Annotated in this window: 16 protein-coding genes; 5 read left to right on the forward strand and 11 right to left on the reverse strand. The window is 70.7% G+C overall.

Features of this window, described 5'->3' with window-relative positions:
* Positions 1-218: 218 nt before the first annotated feature.
* Positions 219-2420 (reverse strand): polyprenyl synthetase family protein, encoded by a 2202-nt coding sequence (locus WMF12_RS09825; protein ID WP_437870209.1) that lies wholly within the window; start codon positions 2418-2420, stop codon positions 219-221.
* 70 nt (positions 2421-2490) lie between these two features.
* On the reverse strand, positions 2491-4353 hold the full coding sequence (locus WMF12_RS09830) for a hypothetical protein (protein WP_437870211.1): 1863 nt from the start codon (positions 4351-4353) through the stop codon (positions 2491-2493).
* A 293-nt stretch (positions 4354-4646) separates the two neighbouring features.
* Between WMF12_RS09830 and WMF12_RS09835 the strand changes: the two genes are divergently transcribed.
* The gene (locus WMF12_RS09835) at positions 4647-7610 is read left to right on the forward strand and encodes an SAM-dependent methyltransferase (RefSeq protein ID WP_437870215.1); all 2964 of its coding nucleotides are present in this window, start codon (positions 4647-4649) and stop codon (positions 7608-7610) included.
* Positions 7611-7664: 54 nt separating this feature from the next.
* Here WMF12_RS09835 and WMF12_RS09840 read toward each other — a convergent pair whose 3' ends face one another.
* Positions 7665-9920 carry an ABC transporter permease gene (locus WMF12_RS09840; protein WP_437870221.1) on the reverse strand — a complete coding sequence of 752 codons (2256 nt, stop codon included), beginning with the start codon at positions 9918-9920 and terminating at the stop codon, positions 7665-7667.
* 130 nt (positions 9921-10050) lie between these two features.
* Positions 10051-10818 carry an ABC transporter ATP-binding protein gene (locus WMF12_RS09845; protein WP_437870225.1) on the reverse strand — a complete coding sequence of 256 codons (768 nt, stop codon included), beginning with the start codon at positions 10816-10818 and terminating at the stop codon, positions 10051-10053.
* Positions 10819-10921: 103 nt separating this feature from the next.
* On the opposite strand from WMF12_RS09845, the gene WMF12_RS09850 reads away from it, so the two are divergent.
* The 4 genes from WMF12_RS09850 (at position 10922) to WMF12_RS09865 (ending at position 14830) form a co-directional block, all read left to right on the forward strand.
* A complete protein-coding gene (locus tag WMF12_RS09850; RefSeq protein WP_437870229.1) occupies positions 10922-11506 on the forward strand; it encodes a TetR/AcrR family transcriptional regulator in 585 nt (194 codons plus the stop codon).
* 356 nt (positions 11507-11862) lie between these two features.
* On the forward strand, positions 11863-12318 hold the full coding sequence (locus WMF12_RS09855; protein WP_437870231.1) for a DUF2141 domain-containing protein: 456 nt from the start codon (positions 11863-11865) through the stop codon (positions 12316-12318).
* A 241-nt stretch (positions 12319-12559) separates the two neighbouring features.
* A complete protein-coding gene (locus WMF12_RS09860; RefSeq protein WP_437870234.1) occupies positions 12560-12991 on the forward strand; it encodes a CBS domain-containing protein in 432 nt (143 codons plus the stop codon).
* 342 nt (positions 12992-13333) lie between these two features.
* Complete coding sequence (locus WMF12_RS09865) at positions 13334-14830, forward strand: hypothetical protein (RefSeq protein ID WP_437870237.1); 1497 nt, start codon at positions 13334-13336, stop codon at positions 14828-14830.
* A 73-nt stretch (positions 14831-14903) separates the two neighbouring features.
* On the opposite strand, the gene WMF12_RS09870 is transcribed toward WMF12_RS09865, so the two are convergent.
* The 7 genes from WMF12_RS09870 to WMF12_RS09900 form a co-directional block, all read right to left on the reverse strand.
* Positions 14904-15227 carry a hypothetical protein gene (locus tag WMF12_RS09870; protein ID WP_437870241.1) on the reverse strand — a complete coding sequence of 108 codons (324 nt, stop codon included), beginning with the start codon at positions 15225-15227 and terminating at the stop codon, positions 14904-14906.
* Between the two features lie 48 nt (positions 15228-15275).
* Positions 15276-15416 carry a hypothetical protein gene (locus WMF12_RS09875; RefSeq protein ID WP_437870243.1) on the reverse strand — a complete coding sequence of 47 codons (141 nt, stop codon included), beginning with the start codon at positions 15414-15416 and terminating at the stop codon, positions 15276-15278.
* Between the two features lie 218 nt (positions 15417-15634).
* A complete protein-coding gene (locus tag WMF12_RS09880) occupies positions 15635-15817 on the reverse strand; it encodes a hypothetical protein (protein WP_437328622.1) in 183 nt (60 codons plus the stop codon).
* A gap of 107 nt (positions 15818-15924) precedes the next feature.
* On the reverse strand, positions 15925-16269 hold the full coding sequence (locus WMF12_RS09885; RefSeq protein ID WP_437745327.1) for an RNA recognition motif domain-containing protein: 345 nt from the start codon (positions 16267-16269) through the stop codon (positions 15925-15927).
* A 445-nt stretch (positions 16270-16714) separates the two neighbouring features.
* Positions 16715-17785, reverse strand: a complete 1071-nt coding sequence (locus WMF12_RS09890; RefSeq protein ID WP_437870247.1) for a DUF2169 domain-containing protein — start codon at positions 17783-17785, stop codon at positions 16715-16717.
* A 31-nt stretch (positions 17786-17816) separates the two neighbouring features.
* Positions 17817-19997: a type VI secretion system Vgr family protein gene (locus tag WMF12_RS09895; protein ID WP_437870251.1), complete on the reverse strand. Its 2181-nt coding sequence runs from the start codon at positions 19995-19997 to the stop codon at positions 17817-17819.
* Positions 19998-20343: 346 nt separating this feature from the next.
* Positions 20344-21798 carry a hypothetical protein gene (locus WMF12_RS09900; protein ID WP_437870255.1) on the reverse strand — a complete coding sequence of 485 codons (1455 nt, stop codon included), beginning with the start codon at positions 21796-21798 and terminating at the stop codon, positions 20344-20346.
* Positions 21799-21892: the final 94 nt, after the last annotated feature.

Consider the following 21892-nt stretch of genomic DNA (forward strand, 5'->3'; position numbering starts at 1 on the left):
CGGCTGACGTGCGGCGGCGAGGCGCGTGGCACGGGATATGAGAAGGGACGGAAGAGGGACGTGAAGAAGGGCGGCGCCTGGACGCGTAAGCCCCTCTCACCGGTTGCGTCCACGTCGAGCTTCACGCCGTCGACGCCCACATCGCCTTCCCCCGGGCGACTCACCCCAGAACACCGGCCGGCGTCGAGCCCGGGTCGCGTGAGCCGAGCCGCACACGCTCAGTAGTGCCGCTCCAGCAGGTACCAGGCGAACGCGCGCACGGCGATCTTCGCCTGGGAATCCGGAACGAGCGGATCGAGCTCCGCCCACGCCACCTCGACCATGGCGCGCGCGCGCGCCATGCAGCGTTCGTTGGCCCCTGCCGCCTCGACGATCGAGAGGATACGACCAACCTCGTCGCCCTCGGTCGGGCGCACGAGGATCGCACCAGCGAGCGCCGCGCGATCGGCGCGCGGGAGCGAGCCGAGCGCGTCGAGGATCGGGAGCGTGAGCTTGCCGTGCATCACGTCCTCGCCGCGGGTCTTCAAGTCGCCCGCGAAGCCGCGCAGGTTCAGCACGTCGTCGACGATCTGGAAGGCGAGGCCGAGCGCCTCGAAGAAGCGGCCCACGGCGTCGACCTGCGCGTCCGATCCGCCGCCGAGGATCGCCCCGATCCGCGCCATCGACGCCGGAGGCACCGCGCTCTTCAGGTGATGAATCGAGAGGAGGCGATTCGAGAGCCGCGCCAGCTCGTCGTCGTCGAGCGTCGTCGGGGCGAGGCCGGCGAGATCCAGGGCCTGTCCGGCGTGCCCCGCGCGCATCGCCTCGAAGTAGAGCGCGTAGACGCGCAGCTTGTCGCGATCCGGGATGGCGTCGCGATGGACCGGCGGCTCGCCCAAAAAATAGGCGGCGGTCCCCGCGTTGATCGCCGTCGCGTCGCCGTGCATCAGGTGGCAGGTCGGGCCGCCGCGCCGGACGACGGAGCGATCTTCGGCGTCGTCCACGATGAGCGAGCCCGTATGGATGAGCTCCGGCACCGCCAGCCAGTGACGGAAGCGGCGCGCGTCGCCGCCGACGAGCTCGACGCACGCGAGGATCGCGAACGAGCGCCACGTCTTGCCGCCGCGGTCCAGGATCTCGCGGATGGGCGCGATCAGCTTCGCCTCGAAGGTCGCGCGATCGAAGCCGTCGCGCGGGCGCGCGTGCGAGCCGGTCACGAGCGCTCGCAGGCGGTCCTCCGCGGGGCGCGAGGGGATGGTCTCGGCGAGCACGCGCCGCACCTCGTCGCCCACCGAGCGGAGGAATGCGTCGAGATCCCGGGCGCCGTACCCGCGGAGCTCGACCCAGCCACGCCCGCGGACGGCGGCGCCGCGCAGCGAGCCGGCGGCGACCACCTGCCCTTCCCAGAACGACGGTTCGGAGAGGATGGTGACGACCTCCTGATCCGCGTGCACCGCTCGGACGCTGATCTCGAGATCGAGCTCCTCGCAGGTGAAGGTCATCTGAACGGGATACTCGACGAAGGTCCGCAAGCTCCGCCACGCGGACTCCACGCGCATCGACACGCGCCGGGAGCGGCGCACGCGCCCCGCCGCGTCGCTCACCACCACCCAATCCTCGACGAACCCCCCGCGCTCGGCCGGGCGGATCAGATAGATGCTCACGTCGGTGCCGTCCTCGAGCTGGAGCGACGCCCACGTCCACGCGTTCTCGCCGCCGGCGGCCGAGCCCTCCGGGACGAAGCCGAGCTCGTGATCGTACCAGCCGCTCCCGCGCGCCACGGCCTCCTCGCGCCCGGACGCGGCGATCGTCCCGCGGACCGCGCACCTCGGGATGAAGTAATAGAACATCTGCTCCGAGCCAGCTCCGCGGATCACCCCGTCATCGCCCTGCCGTGCAGGGGGCTTTTCGGGGTGGAAGACGAGATCGACGCGGAGATCCGTCTGGTCGTCGCGCAGCGTCAGCTCGTAGTCGCCGTCGGCCCGTTTCCTGAAGGTGTCAGTGCCATACGACAAGGAGAGCGAGCCGTCGTCCACGCGCGCGGCGCCATCGATGCGGCGTGTCGGCAGAGGGACGGCGCCGCGCGCGAGGATTTCGCGCAGCGCCCGGCGACTCCGCTCGTCGAGCGACCTCGCTTGATCGACCTTCAGGAGCGCGAGCTCGCGGGTGGCGTCATCGACGCGGACCGTGGGAGCGTACCCTCCGTTTCCTTCCGTCAGGGCCCAGGTCACGAAGTGCGCGTGCCGTGAGTCCGCGACGCGGTGCCGGAAGAACGCCGCGAAGACGCCGAGGCGACGGCCGCCCTCCGTCTCCAGATGGCAGTTCACGTACCACCACTCGACATCCGATGAGGCGTGCGGCCGGTCGTGCACGTCGAGATCGATGGGCCCGGGAGCAGGCCAGTCCGCCGGCCGCGCGATCGGCCTCGGGTTCGTCGTCATGAATGCACACTCCTCCTCTCCGCGCAGGCGCGCGCGGTCGACTCCCCCCCAACTCTCCGGTGATCCGGGCCTATCGAGCACCCCGCCACGCGCTCAGCCCTTCGAGGGCGAAGCAGAGCGGGAGCGTCGGATTCCGGCCGTACGCGATGTGCGGGAACAGCACGGTGTAACAGCTGTCGTCGACCCAGAGGCCGTCGGCCTCCTGGCGATCGACGAGGAAGCTCGCCGCGCGATCGAGCTCCGGCGTTCGCGGGAGACCGACCGCGAGGAGCCCGCGAAGGACGTTGCCTGTGAGCGTGGGCATCGACGGGCCGCGGCCCGCCTCGGCGGGATCCGCGTAGCTCGCGATGTCCTCTCCCCAGCCGCCATCCGCGTTCTGTCGCGACAGCGCGAACTGGACGGCGCGCGCGACCCACGGCGCGCGGTGATCGATCCCCACGGCGCCGAGCCCGGCGAGGACGTACGCCGTACCCGCGAGGTAGTTGCAGGCCCACCGCCCCCAGAACGCGCCGAGCTCCGGCACCTGGTGGCGTCGCAGGAACGCGATGGCCCGCGCGACGGGCGGGCTCGTCGCGTCGTGGCCAAGCGCGCCGAGGGCGCGGAGCACGCGCCCCGTGATGTCGGCGTTCGAGGGATCGCCCGCCTCGGCCTGCAGCATCCATGCGCGGCGCAGCGCGCGGCCGACCGGCGTGCGCGGGCGCAGCGACGCGGGGAGCGACGCGGGATCGATGTAGAGCGGGCCGGGCGGCGCTGCCGGGCGGCCGGTCGAGAACGAGCCCCACCCGCCGTCGGGGTTCTGCATGGCCACGAGCCACGCCTCGCCTGCGTGGATGACGTCTCCGAACATCTGGCGTGGTGACGCGAGCGCGAGCGCGGCGAGCACCTCTGCCGTGCTGTCGAGATCGGGATTGCGCCCGTTGCCTCGCTGGTACGCCCAACCGCCCGTCCCGGGCGCGCCGCGCGGAGGTGTCTGCCAGTCCGTGGGCCCGGGCTGCGTCGCGCGCCCGCGCACCAAAAAGCCGATCGCCGAGGTGATCGCGGGGTGCGACGCAGGAATACCGCTCTTCACGAGCGCGTGGACGAGCTGCGCCGTATCCCAGTGATCACTGAGGAACGGGCTCACCTCGAGCCCCGCCTCGGTCCTCCGCTTGAGCTGATCGCAGTAGGCGAGCGCGCCGCGGATGCGCTGGTCGTCTCGCGGGACGCCGAAGCCCGCGAGGACGATGGCCGCGGTGAGCGTGGCTGGGCCCACGCCCATGAGCGCAAACGATGGATCTTGCCTCTTCGTGAAGTACTCGATTGCGCTCCTCCGCCCGCGCGCTCGGATCGGGTGCCCCTTTGCCTCGCCAGGGCCGTGGTGCAAGAGGTCGAAGACCGCCGTCGCCAGGTGGATCCACACGAGCGTGTTCACACCGAGGGCCTTGGCCAGCAAACGCTCGCTGCCGGGCAACAAGCGAAACGCGAGGCCGGGATCGGGGAGCGTGTCTGCGGGGATCACGCCCGCGAGCGCCAGGGTGATGCGCGCCGAGAGGCTCGCCCGGCCAAAGCCGCCTTCGGAGGTGATGAACGAGCGCGCGCGGCTCAACGCGGGATCCGCCGGATCGACGCCGGCCGCGTGCATCCCCGCGTACCACATGCACGTCGCGTCGAGCTGGCCCGCGCGCGCTCTGGGCCAGGGCGGCACGGAGCCGTCGTCGCGCTGCTCGGCGCGGAGGCGCTTCACGCCGAGCGCGGCGTCCTCCTCGTCGAGCGCGCCGAGCCAGCGCTCGTGCACGAGGGCGACGCTCGTGAAGACGACGCCCGCGTCGTTGAAACCCTGCCAGGTCCCGTCGGTCCGCTGCTGTTCGAGGACCGCGCGGGCGCCGCGGAGGAGGACCTGATCCACGGAATCGGCGAGCGTCGTCCGAGGGAGGGAGAGCGTCGTCATATCCATCCGGGAGAAGGAAATCCAAACGTTTCGGAGACGTCAAGCCCCAATCGCGGGACCTGCTCCGGGTTGGCAGAACGAACAGGCGTTTGCGGGACTGCGCCGGGACCTCGCCCCCGCTGCGGCTCGGGCGCAGTGCCGCAAACGCCTGTTCGTTGGAGCTTGATTCTGGCTCCACGCTCGCGACTCCGAGACTCCAATGATTCAGGCATCTTACACGCACACTGAGCCCTCTCGATCCCGGACCTCGAACATCCAGGCGCTCGCCCGCGCCGGGCGATCTCGGTAGAATCGCCTCCGTGGCTCAACCCGGCGAAGGGCTCGTGCCCCTGGTTCCCTCGGCCCTCCTCTCGAGCCGCTGGTCGCGGGATAACCTCATCACCCCCGATCCGTCTCGTCTCTACACCGGGCCCTTCTCGGTACGCGTCGGCGTCGAGCAGCTGCAGGAGCAGGTCGACGCGCTGACCTCGGTGCTCGGAGACTTCGAGGTGGAGGAGGCGAACCTCGGTGTCCTGTCCTGGAACGTCCGCGGCCGGGATCGGCGCGGCCCCGTCCACCTGGTCCTGCCGCTCGGCATCGACCAGGCGGGCGTCGGCGGACGCAGCAAGGCGCGCGTGCCTCAGGCCTGCTTCGAGCACGCGCGCACCTTTACCGAGCGCCGGCTGGATCGCTATCTCCTGGCTCCCGATCAGCTCGTCGAAGCCCGGGGCGCCGGAGCGGGTGCCTGCTTTCGGCTGCCGAGCGGCTATCTCCCTCTGACCTTCGGTCTGGGTCGCGCCCGAGTCGACGTCATCAGCGAGGACGGTGCCTGGGGGATCAGCCTCGGGGCACGCTCGACTCGAGAGATCCTCGTCGAGCTCTGCGCGGCCATGGCTTACCATTACGACCTCGAGAGCGGGACGATGATCGCCGACGTCGTGATCAACGACGGCGACTTCCTGGCGAAGCGGGATCGCGACGGCAGCTTCGCGCTCCGCTGGACGACGGCGCGCACCCTGGAGAGCGGCGTCGGCCCCGATCGGTTCTTGCTCTATCTCATGCAGCTCATGGCGTACGAGGACTGGGAGGTCGACGGCGATCTGCTCGGGCTGCCCGTTCCGCTCACCGATCCCGAGGCGGCGTTCGCCGGCTTCACGCGGGGCAGGAGCCTGCGTTGCTTGGACCTCGGCGAGGATCCCGCGCGCGGCGTCGCGCAGGCTCGGGCGCTCCTCGATACCTTTGCTCGTTCTCGAGAAGGCAGGGCCTATCGCCCCTGGGTCGAGCGCTACCGCGATCCCCATTCCTCACAGGCCTTGGCGTCCGATGATCCGCGGCGACCCTGGTGGAACCTGGTCGAGCTGCGACAACGCCGCGACCGATTGCGGCTCGAGCGCGGCGAGGAAGGTGCCGCGCCGCTCAGCACCCTCATCGAACGTTTGCTCGGGGTGGTCGGCGTCGCGGAGCCCGCGGACGCCGGCACGGCGCCCTCGGTCAACGACGTCGATCGCAGGGAGGTGCTCGACCTGCTCGAGAGCGCTGGCGTCAGGGCCGATGCGCGCGCGTCCGCTGCCGACACCTGGTTCGAGTGCTGGCCCTACCGGAGTCGCGCCGAGCTCGAAGCGCGCCTGCCGTGCCTCGCCGCCTTGCCGCCGAGCCGGCTTCTGTGCCCAGGCGTCGCGCCCGCCGAGGAGGAGGGCACGCTCGCCGCTCTCGATCGCTGGCCCCGCGCTCGCCCCGCCCGCGAGCTGGCCAATCCGGAGCTCTTCGGAGGACGGCGCCTGGCGCCGGACGCCCTCGCCACGGCCGTGTCGCTCCTGCCCAGCTTCGAGGCCTTCATGGACGACGCCCTCCACGACCCGCGCTGGGGCTACTACGCCAACCGCGTCGTCATCGGACAAGAAGGTCACTTCTCGACCCATCCCGAGAACCTGACGCCGCACTATGGCCGCTGGGTGGCCGCCTGGGCCTTCGAGGTGTGGAGAGAGCTTTGCGCGAGCGACAAGCTGCGGCGGGATGAGCCCTTCTCGCTCGTCGAGTTCGGCGCGGGCAACGGACGCCTTGCCCGCGACGTCCTGGATGCGGTCCGGAGCCTGAGCGGATCGAGCGACGACTGGCGTCGCTTCAGGGAGGTCCTCGAGGTTCGCATCTACGAGATCTCGGATTCCCTGCGCAAGAAGCAGCAGGCTCTGCTCGGCGCCGACGCCCGCGTGCTCGTGGGAGACGCGCGGGCGCCGGCAGACTGCCTGCGCCGCGACTTCCCTGAGGGGCTCGTGGGGCTCGTCGTCACCAACGAGCTGCCGGACGCCTTCGGAGTCCACAAGGTCCGTCTCTCGGCGAACGGGGACGCCGAGGCGGTCCTGGTCGTCCCGCGCATCGAGTCACGGCTCCTCGAAGCGCTCCGCCCAGAGCTCCGGGACGCCTGCCGCCAGGCCGACGCGCGTCTTCGCCAGCTCCTCGGCGAGAACCGCCACGGCGGTGAGCTCCTGCTCGATCGGAGCTGTCTGGGAGATCTGATGACCGCCCTCTACCAGCTCCCCGCGGCCCAGCGCGAGCCGCTGGTCGACCAGGTCTGGTTCGACGAGGCGCTCGTACCGGCCGCCTGCTTTGGCTCGCTCGCGGAGGTCCTGCGGCGTGGCGCGTCCGAAATGGCTCGAGCCCTGGCCGCTGAGCCGTCCGGGGTCATCATCTATGTGAACGTTCACGCGACTCGCTTCATCGGCGAGCTCGCCAGGGTCCTGCGCCTGGGCCAGGTCCTCACCATCGATTACGGCGACACGACCTGGGGCCTGATCCAGGGGGCCAGGCAGGGCCAGTTTCCTTTCCGGATCTACTGCGATGAAGGGAGCTATCTTCCGCGCCCCAACACCCCGTACTCGCGTCCGGGCGCGCAGGACCTGACGGCCGACGTCAACTTCACCGATCTCTCGCTGGCGGCTCGCGAGGCCGGGCTCGAGCACGTCTACTTCGGTCCTGAGCGCGCGATCGCCGGCCGCGAGTTTCCTCGGGTCCTCGCGTCCACCGATCAGCGCCCGTTCGCCGAGCTCGTCGGGAACTCGGTCTTCAAGCTGCTCGTCGTGGGACGCGGCGCGTCCTACTTCCCGGCGCTGCAAGGGCTCGATCCGCTCCCGCTCCTCACGCACGCGCCCGATGCGACGCTCGATCCGGTGCGTCGCGCACGCGAGGAGGCGATCCAGAGGCGCGTCGAGCAGCCAGATGTCGACCGGCGCGGCGTCGGTGGCGTGATCGACGAGCAGCCGGGGCGCGAACACGAGCCTTCAGGCTAGCTCGTAGCACCCCAGGATGCGCGTCGCTCTTCTCTCTTCGAGCAGGAGGCCCGCTCAGGTCGCCGTCATCGCTTCGCGCGCCGACAGGGCGTTGGCGCGCCGAATGGGCAGAAGGGCGGCTAGCAGCGTGGTGACGGCGAGCAGCAGAAGCCAGCTGCCCATCCCGCGCACCGACAGCGCGAAGGGCAACGGGGCAAGAAACCCGAGCCGACCGATGAACGCCTCCACGGCGGCCGTGACCGGCACCGACAGCGCCATGGCGAGCGCCCAGCTCGCCCCGCTCGTCACGAGGGCCTCGGCGAGCAGCAGCCGGCGGATGCGCGCCGGCGTGGCGCCGAGCGCTTTCATGATGCCAATCTCGGCCGTGCGTTCGACCACGCTCGTGCCCATGGCGGTGGCGAGGCCGAGCAGCCCGACTGCGGCGAAGATGACGGCGAGCGCCAAGAGCGCGCGAATGAAGATGACCACGTGATCGCCGACCGCCGTACGCAGCTCGGAGAATGGCATCACCACTTCGACGCCGACGCGCGCCGCCTCGAGCTCGGCTTCGAGCGCCCGCAGGATGCGCGTGCGCTCGGCGGGAGAGCTGGCCGTCGTGCTCAACCGCACCATGCGCGTGCCTTCGCCGGTCCTGTGGGCCACAGCGGTCACGTACGCCACCGCGGGCGAGCCCACCTCCTCCACGATCCCGACCAGGTGCACGCGCCGCCGCCCCACACCGTCGACCGAGAGCTCGATTACGCGGCCGAGCTGGGCTCCGCGCAGCTGCGCCGCCGCCATGTGGTTGAGCACCACGGCGTCGGTGTCGTCCGCGCGCAGCCATCGGCCCGCCAAGATTGGCAGCGTGACCAGGGTCGTGTCGACCGGAGGCGCCTGCACCGACAAGCTACCGTGGCCCTGGTCGGGATAGGTGCGCACGACGTCGATGCGCCCCGGCTCCGAGAGCGCCGCCGGCGCGTAGCCCCAGCGCTCGACCGCGCGCACCCCGGGCACGGCCGCAAGGCGCGAAGCGATGTCGGCCCCCTGCGGCTGCAAGAACCGGATCTCCACGTCGTAGTGCCGCGCCTCGTAGATCTTGTCCAGGTTTCGCTCCCACGCGCGCGAGACGGACAGCGCCGTGACGAACAGCGCCCCGCCCGTGGCCAAGAGCGCCAGCGTGAGCGCCAGGCGCCCGGGCTTGCGCAGCAGGTTGCGCACCGGAACGGGCAGCCGAGCCTGCACCCAGCCCGGCCCGCCGAGGCGCACGCCGTGATCATCGAGCGCGGCGCGCACCGTGCCCCGCGCGGCGCGCGCGATGGGCAGCGCTGCGGCCACGAGCGGCACGACGAGCCCGGCTCCCGCCTGCACCGCGAACACCCAGAGCGGCACCGCCTCCGAGACCAGGGTGAGGTTGAGCATCCTGGCCACGGCAGTTGCGAACGCGCGCCCGCCCGCAATGCCCGCCGGCACGGCCAGCGCCGTAGCCACAGCGCCAACGCCGCCGACGAGCACCGCGTAGAGCGCGGCCACCTGGGCACCACGCGCGCCGAACGCCTTCATGACCCCGATCTCGCGCACCTGGCGCGCCAGGAGCGCCGCGAGCGAGCTGGCCACGAGCACCGCGCTCAAGACCAACGCCAAGGCAGCGAAGGTCGACAGCAGCGCCAACACCGTTATCATCTGCCGCTGGTGCGGGTGCTGGCGCGGCGGCGGCACGCGCAGCTCGTGCACGGCGTGCCCGCGCGCCTCCAGGTCGCGGGCGAGGGCGTGGGCGAGCTCCTCGGCCTCGGCCGTCGTGCCGGGGGCGGCGCGGAACGCCACGCGCAGCTCGTGCAGCGCGGGCTCTTCGCCGAGGGTTTGCGCGGTCTCGGCGGTGGCGTAGGCGTACACCGCGCGCTCCTGCCAAGCCGGAGCCAAGCCCGGGTCGTGCACGATGCCGCTCACGCGCACCGGGCGCAGCGAGCCGTGCGGCGTCTTGACCCACAGCTCGGCGCCCTCGGGCGTTCCGGCCGCTTCGGGCAAGGCGGCCATGCCCAGCGCGCTGCGCTCGAGCAGCACGGTACCACGGGGCGGCGGCCACGCGCCGCCCTCGCGGCGGAAGGTGTTCAGGCGCAGGTCGTCGAAGTCCGCCACCACGAACAGGAGGAGCGGCCGGAAATCAAAGCCGACGCGCACGCGGGCGAGCACCACCTCGCGCGCCTCGGCCTCGGCGACGCGCGGATCGGCGCGCACCTCGGCCAGCAGCGCGGGGTCGACGCCCGCCGGCATCTCGAGCGTGGCCTCGGCCGGGCGGGTGCCGAGGTAGTTGCGCGCCATCTCGCGGGCGAGCACGGCGTAGGTGCCGAACACGGCGCCGAGCGCCGTCAGGCTGAGCGCCACCGCCCCCACCATGAGCGCGATGCGCCCGCGTTCCAGCCGCACGTCGGCCCAGAGCTTGCGCCAGCGCGCCCCCAACCAGGGCCTACGCATGGCACGCCTCGCGTGCGGTGCTGCCGGTACGGCCCGCGCCGGCGCCGCCGGCCCTGCCGGTCACGACGGTGTCGACGACGCGCCCGTCGCTCAGGCTCACCACCAGGTCGACCCGGCGCGCCACGTCGCGCTCGTGCGTGACCAGGACCACGGTGCGCTGGCCCCGGGCCAGGTCGGCGAGCAGGCCGAGCACCAGCTCGGCCGTGTGCACGTCGAGGTTGCCCGTGGGCTCGTCGGCCACGATGAGGGGAGGATCGTTGGCCAGCGCGCGCGCCACGGCGGCGCGCTGCTGCTGGCCGCCCGACAGCGCCGCAGGCAGCTTGTCGGCCTGGTCGGCGATGCCCACCTGCGCCAAGAGCGCGAGGGCGCGGGCGCGCGCTTCGCGCGGCGGGTACGTGCCGCAGAGGTCCATCGGCAGCGCCACGTTCTCGGCCACGGTGAGCGTGGGCAAGAGCTGGAACGACTGAAACACCACGCCCACGGTGCGCCCGCGCCATGCCGCGAGCGCGCTCTCGTCGAGCGCGTGCACGGCGGTGCCGGCCACGTCGATGCTGCCCGCCGAGCAGCGGTCGAGCCCCGCCACCAGGTTCACGAGCGTGGACTTGCCGCTGCCCGAGCGGCCCACGACGGCGACGAACGCGCCCGCGGGCAGCGACAACGAGACGGCGTCGAGGGCGCGGAAGGTGCCGGCGGGCGAGGCGTAGGCGCGCGTGACGGCGCGCAGTTCGATGAGAGGCCGAGGTTGCTCTTGGTCTGCCATGGCGCCTACCATCGGGCGCACGGCGCGCGCTCGCCATCGACACTGGGCCGCGTCCCGCTCCAAACGAGACACCGCGCCCGAAGTGTCCGGAAACCGCTCTGCTATGGCCACCAAGCCCCCTCGTGCGCGCGATGCGGCCCCCGACCGGCGCGTGCGCCGCACCCACCGTCAGCTGCGCACCGCGCTCATCAACCTGATCCTCGAGCGCGGCTGGGACGCGGTGAGCGTGAGCGACGTGTGCGCGCGCGCCGACGTCGGCCGCTCGACCTTCTACGCGCACTTCGCCGACAAGGAAGAGCTGCTCTTCAGCGGCTTCGACGAGCTGCACGCGGCGCTCGCGACCACGCGCGAGGAGCACGCCGGCTCATTCGGCTTCGTCGAGCCCATGGTGCAACACGCGCGCGACAACGTGAAGCTGTTCCGCGCCATCGTGGGCCATCGCAGCGGCCCCGGGATGCAGCGCCGCTTTCGCGACGTGTTCACCCGCCTGGTAGAGGCCGAACTCGAAGCCCTCGGGGTGGCGCAACAAGAGCGCCCGCTCATTGCGCAGTACGTGAGCGGTGGATTTCTCGAACTGCTCATGACGTGGCTCGATCGCCCCGCGCGGCTCGACAGCCACGCGCTTGCTGCGGTATTCCGGAGGCTCACCGAAGGGGTGCTGTCGAGCGTCGAGCGCGGCAGCCCCTAGCCCCCACGGCGGCTGGGTCGAAGCGCAGGCAGGCACGCTGAGCGTGACGAGCTCGGTACCTGCGCCGGCGGGGATATCGGGTAGTGGTCGTGTTTGAACATGAAGGCGGGAAGGCGGGAAGGCGGGAAGAAGAGATCAATGATCTTCCCGCCTTCCCGCCTTCGTGTGAACTCTCTCCGGGCAAATGCGACCACTACCGGATATCGAAGGCGAGGCCGACCCCGAAGCGCGCCCAGCAAACTCCCGATGCCGTACGGGCGCCCGTTTCCGGACAGTTGAGCGTCTTTGTCCAGAACTGAGCCCTATCCTGCTGTTCTTCCATGGTAGGAACGCTGCCCGACGACTATCGTGTTGGGATGAAGAAACGCTGGTTCGTCACGATGGGCACCGCCATCGTTGGCGCGACATTTGCCATCGTCCCTGGCACCGATGCCGCGGCGACGAACAACTCTGGAACCATGGAAGTCATTGCCAACGGCTTTCGCAACGACAATGGCCATGCCTACGTCCGCGTCTATCGTCGCCATGACAAGATCACCGATCCGCCTTGGCGCTCGATTCGGATGCCAATCGTTTCCAAGGAGGCGCATTTCAAGGTTCCCGATCTCGCATATGACGCCTACGCGCTGGTGGTACACCACGACGAAAATGACAACGGACGCATCGAGCACAATCTTCTTGGTTTGCCCGCTGAACCGCTGGGATTCTCGAACGGATTCACGCTTGGAGTCTTTTCCGGGATGCCAACGTTCGAAAAACTTCGAGTCGTCTTCACGGAGAAGAGCAGGCCGCTCAGGGTGACCGTTCGATAATCTCCACGAGCGCTCGCTCTTTGGCCGAGTCCCGGCGGACGGCGCGCCCGGTGAGGCGCGAGGCGCAGCAATTTCACCGCGTCCGCAGGCCTTGCGCGAGCGCCCCGGCGGCGCAGCGGCTCCGGGCGCGGGCGCGCGCTGGTCGGCCTCTTGCATGCTCCGTCGAGCGGGCGCAGGGGAGCGGAGCTCGCAACGACGGCAGGCGTACTCATGCGTGCCGAGAGCGCAAGGAGTCTGTTCGATGAAGCTCAAGAAGAATCGCAGGGTCGAGGATTACATGAGCACCGCGGTCATCACGCTGAAGGAGGCCGACACGATCAGCGCCGCAAATCTCGAGATGAAGCTCGCGGAGATCCGGCATATTCCCGTCGTCGACGCGAAGGGGCGCGTCGTCGGGATCGTCTCCGATCGCGATTTGCTCCGCCACGTGAGCCGCCTCGACGGCAAGCCCATCCCGATCGAGTCGATCATGACCCGGCGTGTCCGCACCGTGCGATCGACGACCCCGGCCGCCGACGCAGCCCAGATCCTCCTCGATCACAAGATCGGCTGTCTGCCCGTGGTCGGCGACGAGGAGCAGCTCATCGGGATCATCACCGAGACCGATTTCCTGAGCATCGCCCAGCAGGCGCTGCGAGGCATCGACGTGACCCACAGCGCCGGAGATCGCTAGAAGACGGGCTCTCCTGCCTGCGCCGCCTATCATGCGTCGCCGGTCGACCAGTACCCGCCGTTCGCGTTCGATCCGGGTCCCGTGGACGGCACCCCGCGCGATCACGCGAGCACGTTCGCCTGAGGCGTTCTCTCGGCCGTCGAGGAGCGCCTCGGCGCGATGGCTCGCCTCGCTGCCGCGGGGAGCTACGGATCGAGCACTGGCGCGCGTCTGTCCCTGGTTTTTACCCTCGCTGATAAATTCCAGCGATGTCTGGCGCGGCGAACGTGCTCTGTCGAGCGCCGGAGCGCAACGGACGCGCGAGGGCGGGCTCCGCTCGTCTACGGTGCGTGGATGAGAATCTTGACCTGGTTGACTCTGGGGCTCCTGTGCGCGGCGTGTGGTGACAACGGCGATCCGTCCGGCCCGGGAGGAGGCGGAGCCGGGGGCGCCGCCGCGGCGACCGCGGGCAGCGGCGGCGGTGCGGGCGGCGGCGGCGGCGGCGGTGCGGGCGGCGGCGGCGGCGGCGATGCCGCCGGCACCGGCGGCGGCGCGGGGGCCGGGGGCGACGCGACCGGTGGAGGGGCGGGCGTCGGCGTCGATCTCGCCGCGCCTGACGCCATCTTCCTCCACCCGGCGGGGGAGACGACCAATATGGTGTTTCACATCGCGATCGCCGGAGCCGACGACGGCGGCGCCTACGTGAGCGGCGAGGGGTTCGGCGAGATCAAGCTGGGCGACCAGACGATCACCAAGCTGGGAGCGTTCCTCGTCCGCCTCGATCCCGAGGGCGATCTCCTCTGGTCGGCGCCCATCGTCACGGCGCAGCAATCCTCGGCGACGGCCGTGACCGTCGACCGAGCGGGCAATGTGCTCATCGCGGGCGAGCTCTATGGCGAGGTCACGATCGGGGGCACGAAGCTGTCCGGCGCGACGGATGATCCCGACGCCATGGTGGCCAAGCTCGACGCCGACGGCAGCGTGCTCTGGGCGAAACGCTTCGCCTCCACGGCCGCGGATCGCTGCTTTGCGATCGCGACCGACGCCACGGGCAATGTGTACGTGGGTGGCTATGTCGACGACGACATCGACTTTGGCGACGGCCTCCTGGCGGTGGATGGCGAGTCCCCGTTCCTCCTGAAGCTCACGCCGGACGGCGACGTCGCCTGGGCCAAGGTGTTCAACAACCCCGGCGGCGCCGGCAGCGCCGTGGCCGGCATCGCCGTCCACGAGGGCGGCGACGTGTCGATCACGGGCTACGCCGACGGGGCGCTGACCATCGACGGCACAGCGCTGTCGCTGCCTGCAGGCTCGACGATGATGGGCTTCGTCGCCCGCTTCTCGAGCGCGGGGGAGGGCCGGTTCGCGCTGCGCTTCGGCGGGCCCGTGTTCGACATGGGCAACGAGATCGCCGTCGGTGAGGGCACGTTCCTCGCTGGCACGGTGAGCGGCGAGAGCGATGTGCTCGGGACGACGGTGGACGCGGACCTCGAGGGCACGCCGTTCGTCGCGAAGCTCACGGAGAGCGGGACGGCCGAGTGGGTGATCACGCCGGAGCCGAGCGGCACGATGTACGGCCTCGCGCCCGACATGGCCGGCGGCGTCTACGCGGCGGGTCGCTACGACGATCTCGTCACCTTCGACTACACCCCGTTCGCGCTGCGCGCGAGCGCGTCCTCGGAGGTCACGGCGCTCCAGCGCTACGCGTCGAGCGCCGGCTCCTCCGAGGGCATGGCGCTCACCTCCGGCGGTACGCTCTGGGTCGCCGGCACCTTCTACGGTTCCATCGACGTCGGCTCGGGCCCCGTCGCGTCACCGAGCACGAGCGGATTCGTCTTCCGCATCCCGGCGCGCAAGTAAAAGAAGCCGGCTCGCCGCGCGATGCGCGAGCCGGTATCGGTCGCGGACAGAGGTCGAGGTCGCCAGCGACGCTTCAGAAGGCCGGGGAGCAGCGCTTGCCGTCGGTGGTGATCGGCCTGTCCTCGGGCTCGGCCTCCGTGAGGTCGATGGCGTGGAGATCCGTCACGTCGTCATGGCGCAGGCAGTAGACGAGGGACGTCGCGTCGGGAGCGATCGTCACGCTATCTATGTAGGTGCCGGGCTCGGCGAGCACGAGGGGGGACATCATGGCTGTGGCCATGTCGTAGACCAAGAGGGCGCTTGTGGCTACCGTGGTGTCGTCGGCCGGGATATCGATGGTTCCGACGAAGACAATTGACGCCCACCACCCGAAGATCCGGATGCGCGAATTCCGCACGTCCGGATCTGTGGGGGGCCGGGGGGTAGTCGACCCCGGCCTACCCGACTAGGGGATTTCGGGCTCGGTGTGCCTTCGCCACTCGTCCCGCGCGCTTGAGTAGGCGGTCCGGGCGGCGAGCTCGCGCTCCACGCCGGTGATGGCGGGCATCTTGCGATGGCACAGCTCCCCGGGAAGGGTGATCTCCACCTGAGTTCGTGCTTCACGCAGCGTGCCGGGCCATCCGCCGGCGGCGGGGCGGCCTTCTCGATGGAGGTCTTGACGCCAACGCCTGGCCCACGCCTGGCCCAGCGCGTTTGCGCTCTGCTCGATGAATCGTTGCCGTACGGCCGCCAGCGCCGAGCCGTTCTGGTCGGTTGCTGGCTCTGACGGGGCGCGCTCGGCGCCCTGGCTCGGCGCTGCGCGCTTCACTCGGTGACCGCAGGCTGAGGCCCCGGGACGATCCCTGCGATGTCCGGATCCTCTCCCGGCGTCCCGCTGACGGCGGAGCCCTTTCCCGTGCGGCGCGCGAGACGGTTCGCGTCTTTCTCGCGCTGCTTCTCTTGCCTTTCGCGTTCCTTTTGCCGCTTCAATGCTCCCTGTCTCTGCATGCCGAACCGGCCTTTCGGCGCCTCCAGGCGCGTTCTTCAGCACCTCATGGTGCGTCCTGAAAGCGCAGGCGTGGCGGCGCACGAGCGCCGCCACGCCGCGCCCGTGATCAGTACCGGTCGCGACCGCCGCCGCCGAAGCCGCGCGCCGGACGCTCCTGCGCTTCGTTGACCTTCAGCGCGCGGCCATCGAGCATGGCGCCGTTCAGCTGCGAGATGGCGCTGTTCACGGCCTGGGCCGTGCCCATGGTCACGAACGCGAAGCCGCGCGGCTGCCCCGTCTCGCGGTCGGTCGGCATCGCGATCTCACGGACCTCGCCGGCCGCGGCGAACGCGGACTCGAGGGTCTCGCGGGTGGTGTTGAACGAAAGATTTCCTACGTAGAGACGATTTCCCATGCCATCCTGCTCTTTTACGGCCTTCTGGTGCGCTCTGCGGCGGACCCGGCCTGCCATCCGACGAAGCCGTGACGGATCGAACGGAGACGTGCGGCGCGGAACTCCCGCGCGATCACACGGTGCGTCGTCCAGTCGTCCGAGCGAGCTGCAATCTCCCTCACGGGCGAGGGAAGAGGGAAAGCGTCGTTATAGAGGGCCAGGGACGATCGTGAGGGGGGCATCCTAGCCCGGTGCATCGCCGTCCGCAAGCGCGCCGTTCGGTCTTCCGTCGCTGAGCGTGCCGCCGACCGCAGGCGGCCGGCGAACAACGAGGTTGCATCGGGGCGAAATGGCCCATGGCCGCGATCGCCGTGCACCTCGGCCCCGGACCCTGCGGGGCCCCGCCGTGAGCGACGTTGGTGATCATCGAGTCGGGTCCTGAAGCGGACCCGAACGCACATGCCAGGCTGCGCCGTGACACCGTCCACCTCTGGAGCCTCGAGACGAGCCTCGACCGCCGGCCTCACCGGTCGTGCGCGATCCGGTAGCTCCCCGGGATCACCGCCGGCGGCGGCCCGTCGTACAGCGTCGCCGTGCGCCGCTCCTCCTTGCGGACGTGGTACTCGAACACGCAGCGGAGGGAGAAGAAAACCCGCCCTTCCCCCGCGACGATCCCTATCTGATCGAGGTGCATGGGAAAGACAACCTCCCGCTCCTCGAGCTGCACGTGGATGTGCATCCGCAGGTCGGGCATCGCGAACGCGAGATCCCCGCCGCGCAGGCCGTGCGTGAGCCGGATCCCGTCGCCCGGCCTCGGCTCGCCGCCTGCCTCGATCATCATGCCCGGGTGCCCCATGTTGAAGAACGTGGGGAGGATGTCCCTGTGCCCCACCTTGAATTCGGGCGCCCTGTCGGGCGTGAGCCGGCTCGGGTCCGGCGCGGCAGCGCTCGTCGCGGCCTTCACGCGGAGCGCGCCCTCGCTCGGGTAATAACCCAGGCCGACGGGATCGGGGGCGTCGCCGAACGAGCGGAGCAGCCGGTTCGGGTCCTCGAGGTTGGGCAGCGGCTTCCCGAGCGCGCTCTTCGCGTCGAGGTAGAACCCTCGCCCCGCCGGGTTGGGCGTGAAGGGCATGTCGAGCCCGTAGTCGGTGGGGCAGGTCCCGCCGAAGGCGCGCCCGTAGTCGAGCTCCATCGAGACGAACGCCTCCGGCTCGCTCGGGACCAGGGCGCCGCCGGCCCCGGGCACCCAGGAGCGATCGCCGAAGACGGTGATCCGCCGCCGGAAGGTCCGGCCCACCTCGAGCTCGACGTCGAGGCGCGGCCTCGCCGCGCCGCCGGGCTGGCGCACCTTCCCGCCGAGCAGCACGTCGATCCCGCCCATGTAGAACGGCTTGTCCCCCGGCATCTTGCCGAGCGCCGTCGCGACGGGCTCGCCCGAGATCGGCCACGGCTCATCGGGCGTGGCGACGAGCGCGCCGCCGGCGACCCGGAAGGTGGGCCGCGCGATCGCGCAGCCCAGCATGTGGTCGTCGCTGCGCGCCGACGCCGTCCTGAGGAGCACCGCCGGGTGCCTTGTCTCGTTGCGAAGCTTCACGGATCGAGCCCTCTCCGCCGCGGCGCCGCGCTCAGCAGTTCAGGCGCACGGTGCCGCCGTCGAGCTTCTCCGTGGCGCTCCCGTTGGTCACGTAGATCCCGTCCGAGGTGATCTCGATCTTCGCGGACTTGCCCTCGGCGTCGGTCGAATTGCCGATCTCGAGGACGATCTTCTTCTGGGCCCGGATCCGGATCGTCGAGTCGGCGAACAGGGCGAGATCGGGTCCGCCGATCTGGACCTCCTGCTCGGACTCGACGCGCACCTCTCCGGCGCATGTCATCTCCAGCGCGCCGTCGGTCACCGCCCACTCCAGCGAGCCCGCGCTGAGCGTGCAGTGCCCGTCGACGACCTGCTGCATCGTGCCGCCGACCGAGAGGGTGAGGTTGCCCGTCACACGCCTCGACTCGTCGTCCAGGGACGAGATCGCGTGCGCCCCGGTGACGATGACCGTCCGATCGCCGCTCACCTTGACCGACTCGTCCCCGCCGACGCACGCGCTCCGGTCCCCGGCGACGATGTCGCGGCGGTCCCCGACGACGCTCGCCGTGTGATCGCCCGCGACCGAGAGCCAGCTGTCGGCGCCGACCGAGGTGGTCTGATCCGCTGTTACCGTTCTGGTCTCGGCCGCGCCCACGGTCACGGTGCGCGCGCCCGCGACCGTCACCGTCTCCGCGCCGCCGACGGTCTTCGTGCGGTCGCCCGTCACCGCGAGCGCGTCGTCGCCGCCGACGTTGCGGCGCGCGTCGTTCAGGGCCTCGACCTTGAGGTCGCGCTGGGCGCGGAGGTAGACCTCTTCCCGGCCTGACTGGTCCTCGAAGCGGAGCTCGTTGTACCCGCCGCCTCCCGGGGTGGTCTGGGTCCGCAAGGCCGACTTGGTCTTCTCGGCAGGGAGCGCGTACGGATAGGGGCTCACGACCGTGTACACCCGCCCGGTCACGATCGGCCGGTCCGGATCGCCGTCGAGGAACTCGACGAGCACCGCGCTCCCGACGCGCGGGATGTGCATCGCCCCGTAGCCGGCCCCCGACGCCATCTGAGCGACGTGGACCCAGCACGCGTTCTCCGAGGCGCTGCCGTTGCGATCCCAGTGCAGCCTGACCCTCACGCGCCCGTCGCTGTCCGTCTCGATCTCGGCCCCCTGCGTCCCGACGACGGTCGCGGCCTGCGGGCCGGCGATGCGCGGCTTTGGCGTCCTGCACGGGGGCCGGAAGGCGACGCCGGCAGGGACGCACTCGAACGTGCAGCGGTACCCCTCCTTGCTGTCGAACCGGGCCGCGTGCTGGAGCCGGGTGATGAGGTACTCCGCGTTGAAGCTCTCCCTCGGGTGATCCTCGAGCCGGAACCGCGCGCCGGGCGCGAGCCGCACGGAGAAGGCCTCGCCCTGCCCCACGGCGGCGGTCGCCTGGAGCGCGTCGAGGCGGACCTCCGCGCCGGGGCTGGCCGGGTACGCGAACACGGCGAGGTCCGTGTGCCGCCCCTTCTCGGCCGCCGTGTCCACGACCGAGGCGGGGTTCTCGAACGGCACGTCGCGCGTCGTGACCTTCCCCGGCCGGACCCGCTGCGCGAAGCGGAACGAATCGATGCCTTCTCCGGTGTGGATCGCCCCCGTCACCGGCCGATACCGGAGCTCCTTCGGGGAGATGGGCGAGTGGACCTGCGCCGTGTCGGAGATCATCAGGGTCGCGCCAGCGTCGGCGTGCTCGAAGTAATAGAAGATGCCTTCTTCCTCCATGAGGCGGCCGAGGAACGCCCAGTCCGATTCGCGGTACTGGACGCAGACGTCGCGCGCCTCGTAGCCGCGCTGGAGCACGATCTGGTAACGCCGGACGCCGCCGAGCTTCAGCACGCGCTCGATGACCTCGGCCGTGGTGACGCCCTGGAAGATGCGGCAATCGTACCGCTGGTCGAGGAGCCAGACCTCCGGCACCAGCGTGGCGCGGTAGGCGGCGTGGTGCTCCGAGGTGTGGACCTGCTCGAACCGGCTGACGATCCCGTGCAGGTGGCGGGCGCCGGCGCCGTGATCGAGCGTCAGCACGGCCGACTCGGCGACGAGCGCGTCGAGGTCGAGGTCGGTGTCGGCGCACTCGACGGTGATATCGAAGGCGTAGAGCTCCGACATCGCCTCCGCGCCTGAGAGCTCCTTCACCTCGAGCGAGGTCTTGAGTCCATCGATCGTGAGTCGTGCGCGGATGAGGGGCGGTGCCACGGCCATGAGAACCTCGGAAGAAGTTCGACCATCAGAGCCGATGCCGCGCCGATGTGCAAACACGTTGCGCGCTGGCCGCGCCGGGCGAGCTGTGCGGTGCAGGTGCGATGTGCCGCTCGCGCCCCGGCCCTGCTGCGCCCAGCGCATGTCGCGGGCTGCTCATGCCTCCTCCAGCGACGCGATCCCGAGCGGCCGCTGTCGGCCGTACGACCCTGGGATGTACGCGCGTCTCGATGGGCTCGCTCGGTACGCTCACCGGCGGAGCCGGCGGGTTACACAACCTGTCGATGGCAGCGGCGAGCGCTCGAGGATCGAGAACGCTCGCCCGGGGTTCCGCGCGGTCGCGCCGGCGCTACCGAGGGGGCGGCGTCTTCGAGGCGCAGCAAGTGAACTTTGCGTAGCTCGACTCGTGGGCGGCGCAGCGACCATCGTACCCGGAGTCGAACGCCGCGAGCTCCGCGCCGTCGCTCGCGCACGTGGCGTAGGCCCGTTCCTTGAGGGCGGCCATGTCGATGCACGAGGAGCCGTCGCCCAGAGAACCACTCCAGCAGGCCTCCGGCGGAGGAGGAGGCTCGGCGCCGCAGCACTCGAAGAAGGCCTTGCTGGTCTCGTAGCCGGTGCAACGCGGGTTGTCCTCCTCGTAAGAGAAGGAGGTGAACTCGGCGCCTGCGCTCACGCACGTCGCATAGGCCCGATCCTTCATGGCCGAGCGGTCGACGCAGGAGAGGCCATCGCCCAGCTCGCCCTTCCAGCACGTGCTCGGCGGAGGAGGCGGCTCGTTACCGCAGCACTCGAAGAAGGCCTTGCTGGTCTCGTAGCCGGTGCAACGCGGGTTTTCCTCCTCGTAGGTGAAGGAGGTGAACCTGGCGCCTGCGCTCACGCACGTCGCATAGGCCCGATCCTTCATGACCGAGCGGTCGACGCAGGAGAGGCCATCGCCCAGCTCGCCCTTCCAGCACGCGCCGGACGGAGGAGGCGGCGGAGGAGGCGGCGGCTCGTTACCGCAGCACTCGAAGTAGCCCCAGGTGGTCTCGTGGGCCGCGCAGCTCGGGTTGTTCCGCTCGTAATCGAAGACGGTGAGGTCTCCCTCCGTGCGCGAGCACGCCGCATAGGCCTGGTCCTTGAGGACAGAGGGGTCGACGCAGGATCTGCGATCGCCCAGCTCGCCCTTCCAGCACGCGCGCGGCGGAGGGGGCGGCGGCGTGGAGCCGCAGCACTCGAAGGTGGCCTTGGTGGCCTCGTTCGGGCCGCAGCGCCCGGGGTCCGGCAGGGCGTCGAGCCAGGTGAGCCGGGCGCCCGCGCTCTCGCACATCGCGTAAGCCCGATCCTTGATGGCGCCCAGGTCGATGCAGGAGGACCCGTCGCCCAGCTCGCCCTTCCAGCACGAGTTCGGCGGCGGCGGAGGCGGCGGATCGCCGCCGCAGCACTCGAAGACCACCTCGCTGCTCTCGTGCTCGGCGCAGCTCGGGTTGAGGGTGTCGCTCACGAAGCTCGCGAGCTCCGCGCCCATCCTCGCGCACCTCGCCTGGGCGTGATCCCGGAGCGTGGCCGTGTCGTGGCACGTGAACCCATCGCCCATGTCCCCGAGCCAGCACGCCGACGGCGGGGGAGGCAAGGTTCCCCCGCCGCCCTCCGACCCCGGGTCCTCGCCGCCGCCCGTCCCAGGATTGGCGTCCCCGCCTTCCCCGCCCGTCGAGCCCGCTGGTGGATCGGGATCCGGCGCCAGGGTGATGGTGCACCCCGAGCCGACGAGGAGACTGGATATCGAGACGCTGAGCAATAGACCTATCGCAAGGGAAGTCCGCATCGTGATCCTCCGTGAAAGCCGGCGTTGCGCCGGACAGCTGCGAGCGCGCGCCGCTCGTGCTCGGGTCAGCGCGCCCTCTCCGTCGTGCCGCTCT

This window comes from Sorangium sp. So ce363 (assembly GCF_051520435.1).
Taxonomy (GTDB): Bacteria; Myxococcota_A; Polyangia; order Polyangiales; family Polyangiaceae; genus Sorangium; species Sorangium cellulosum_B.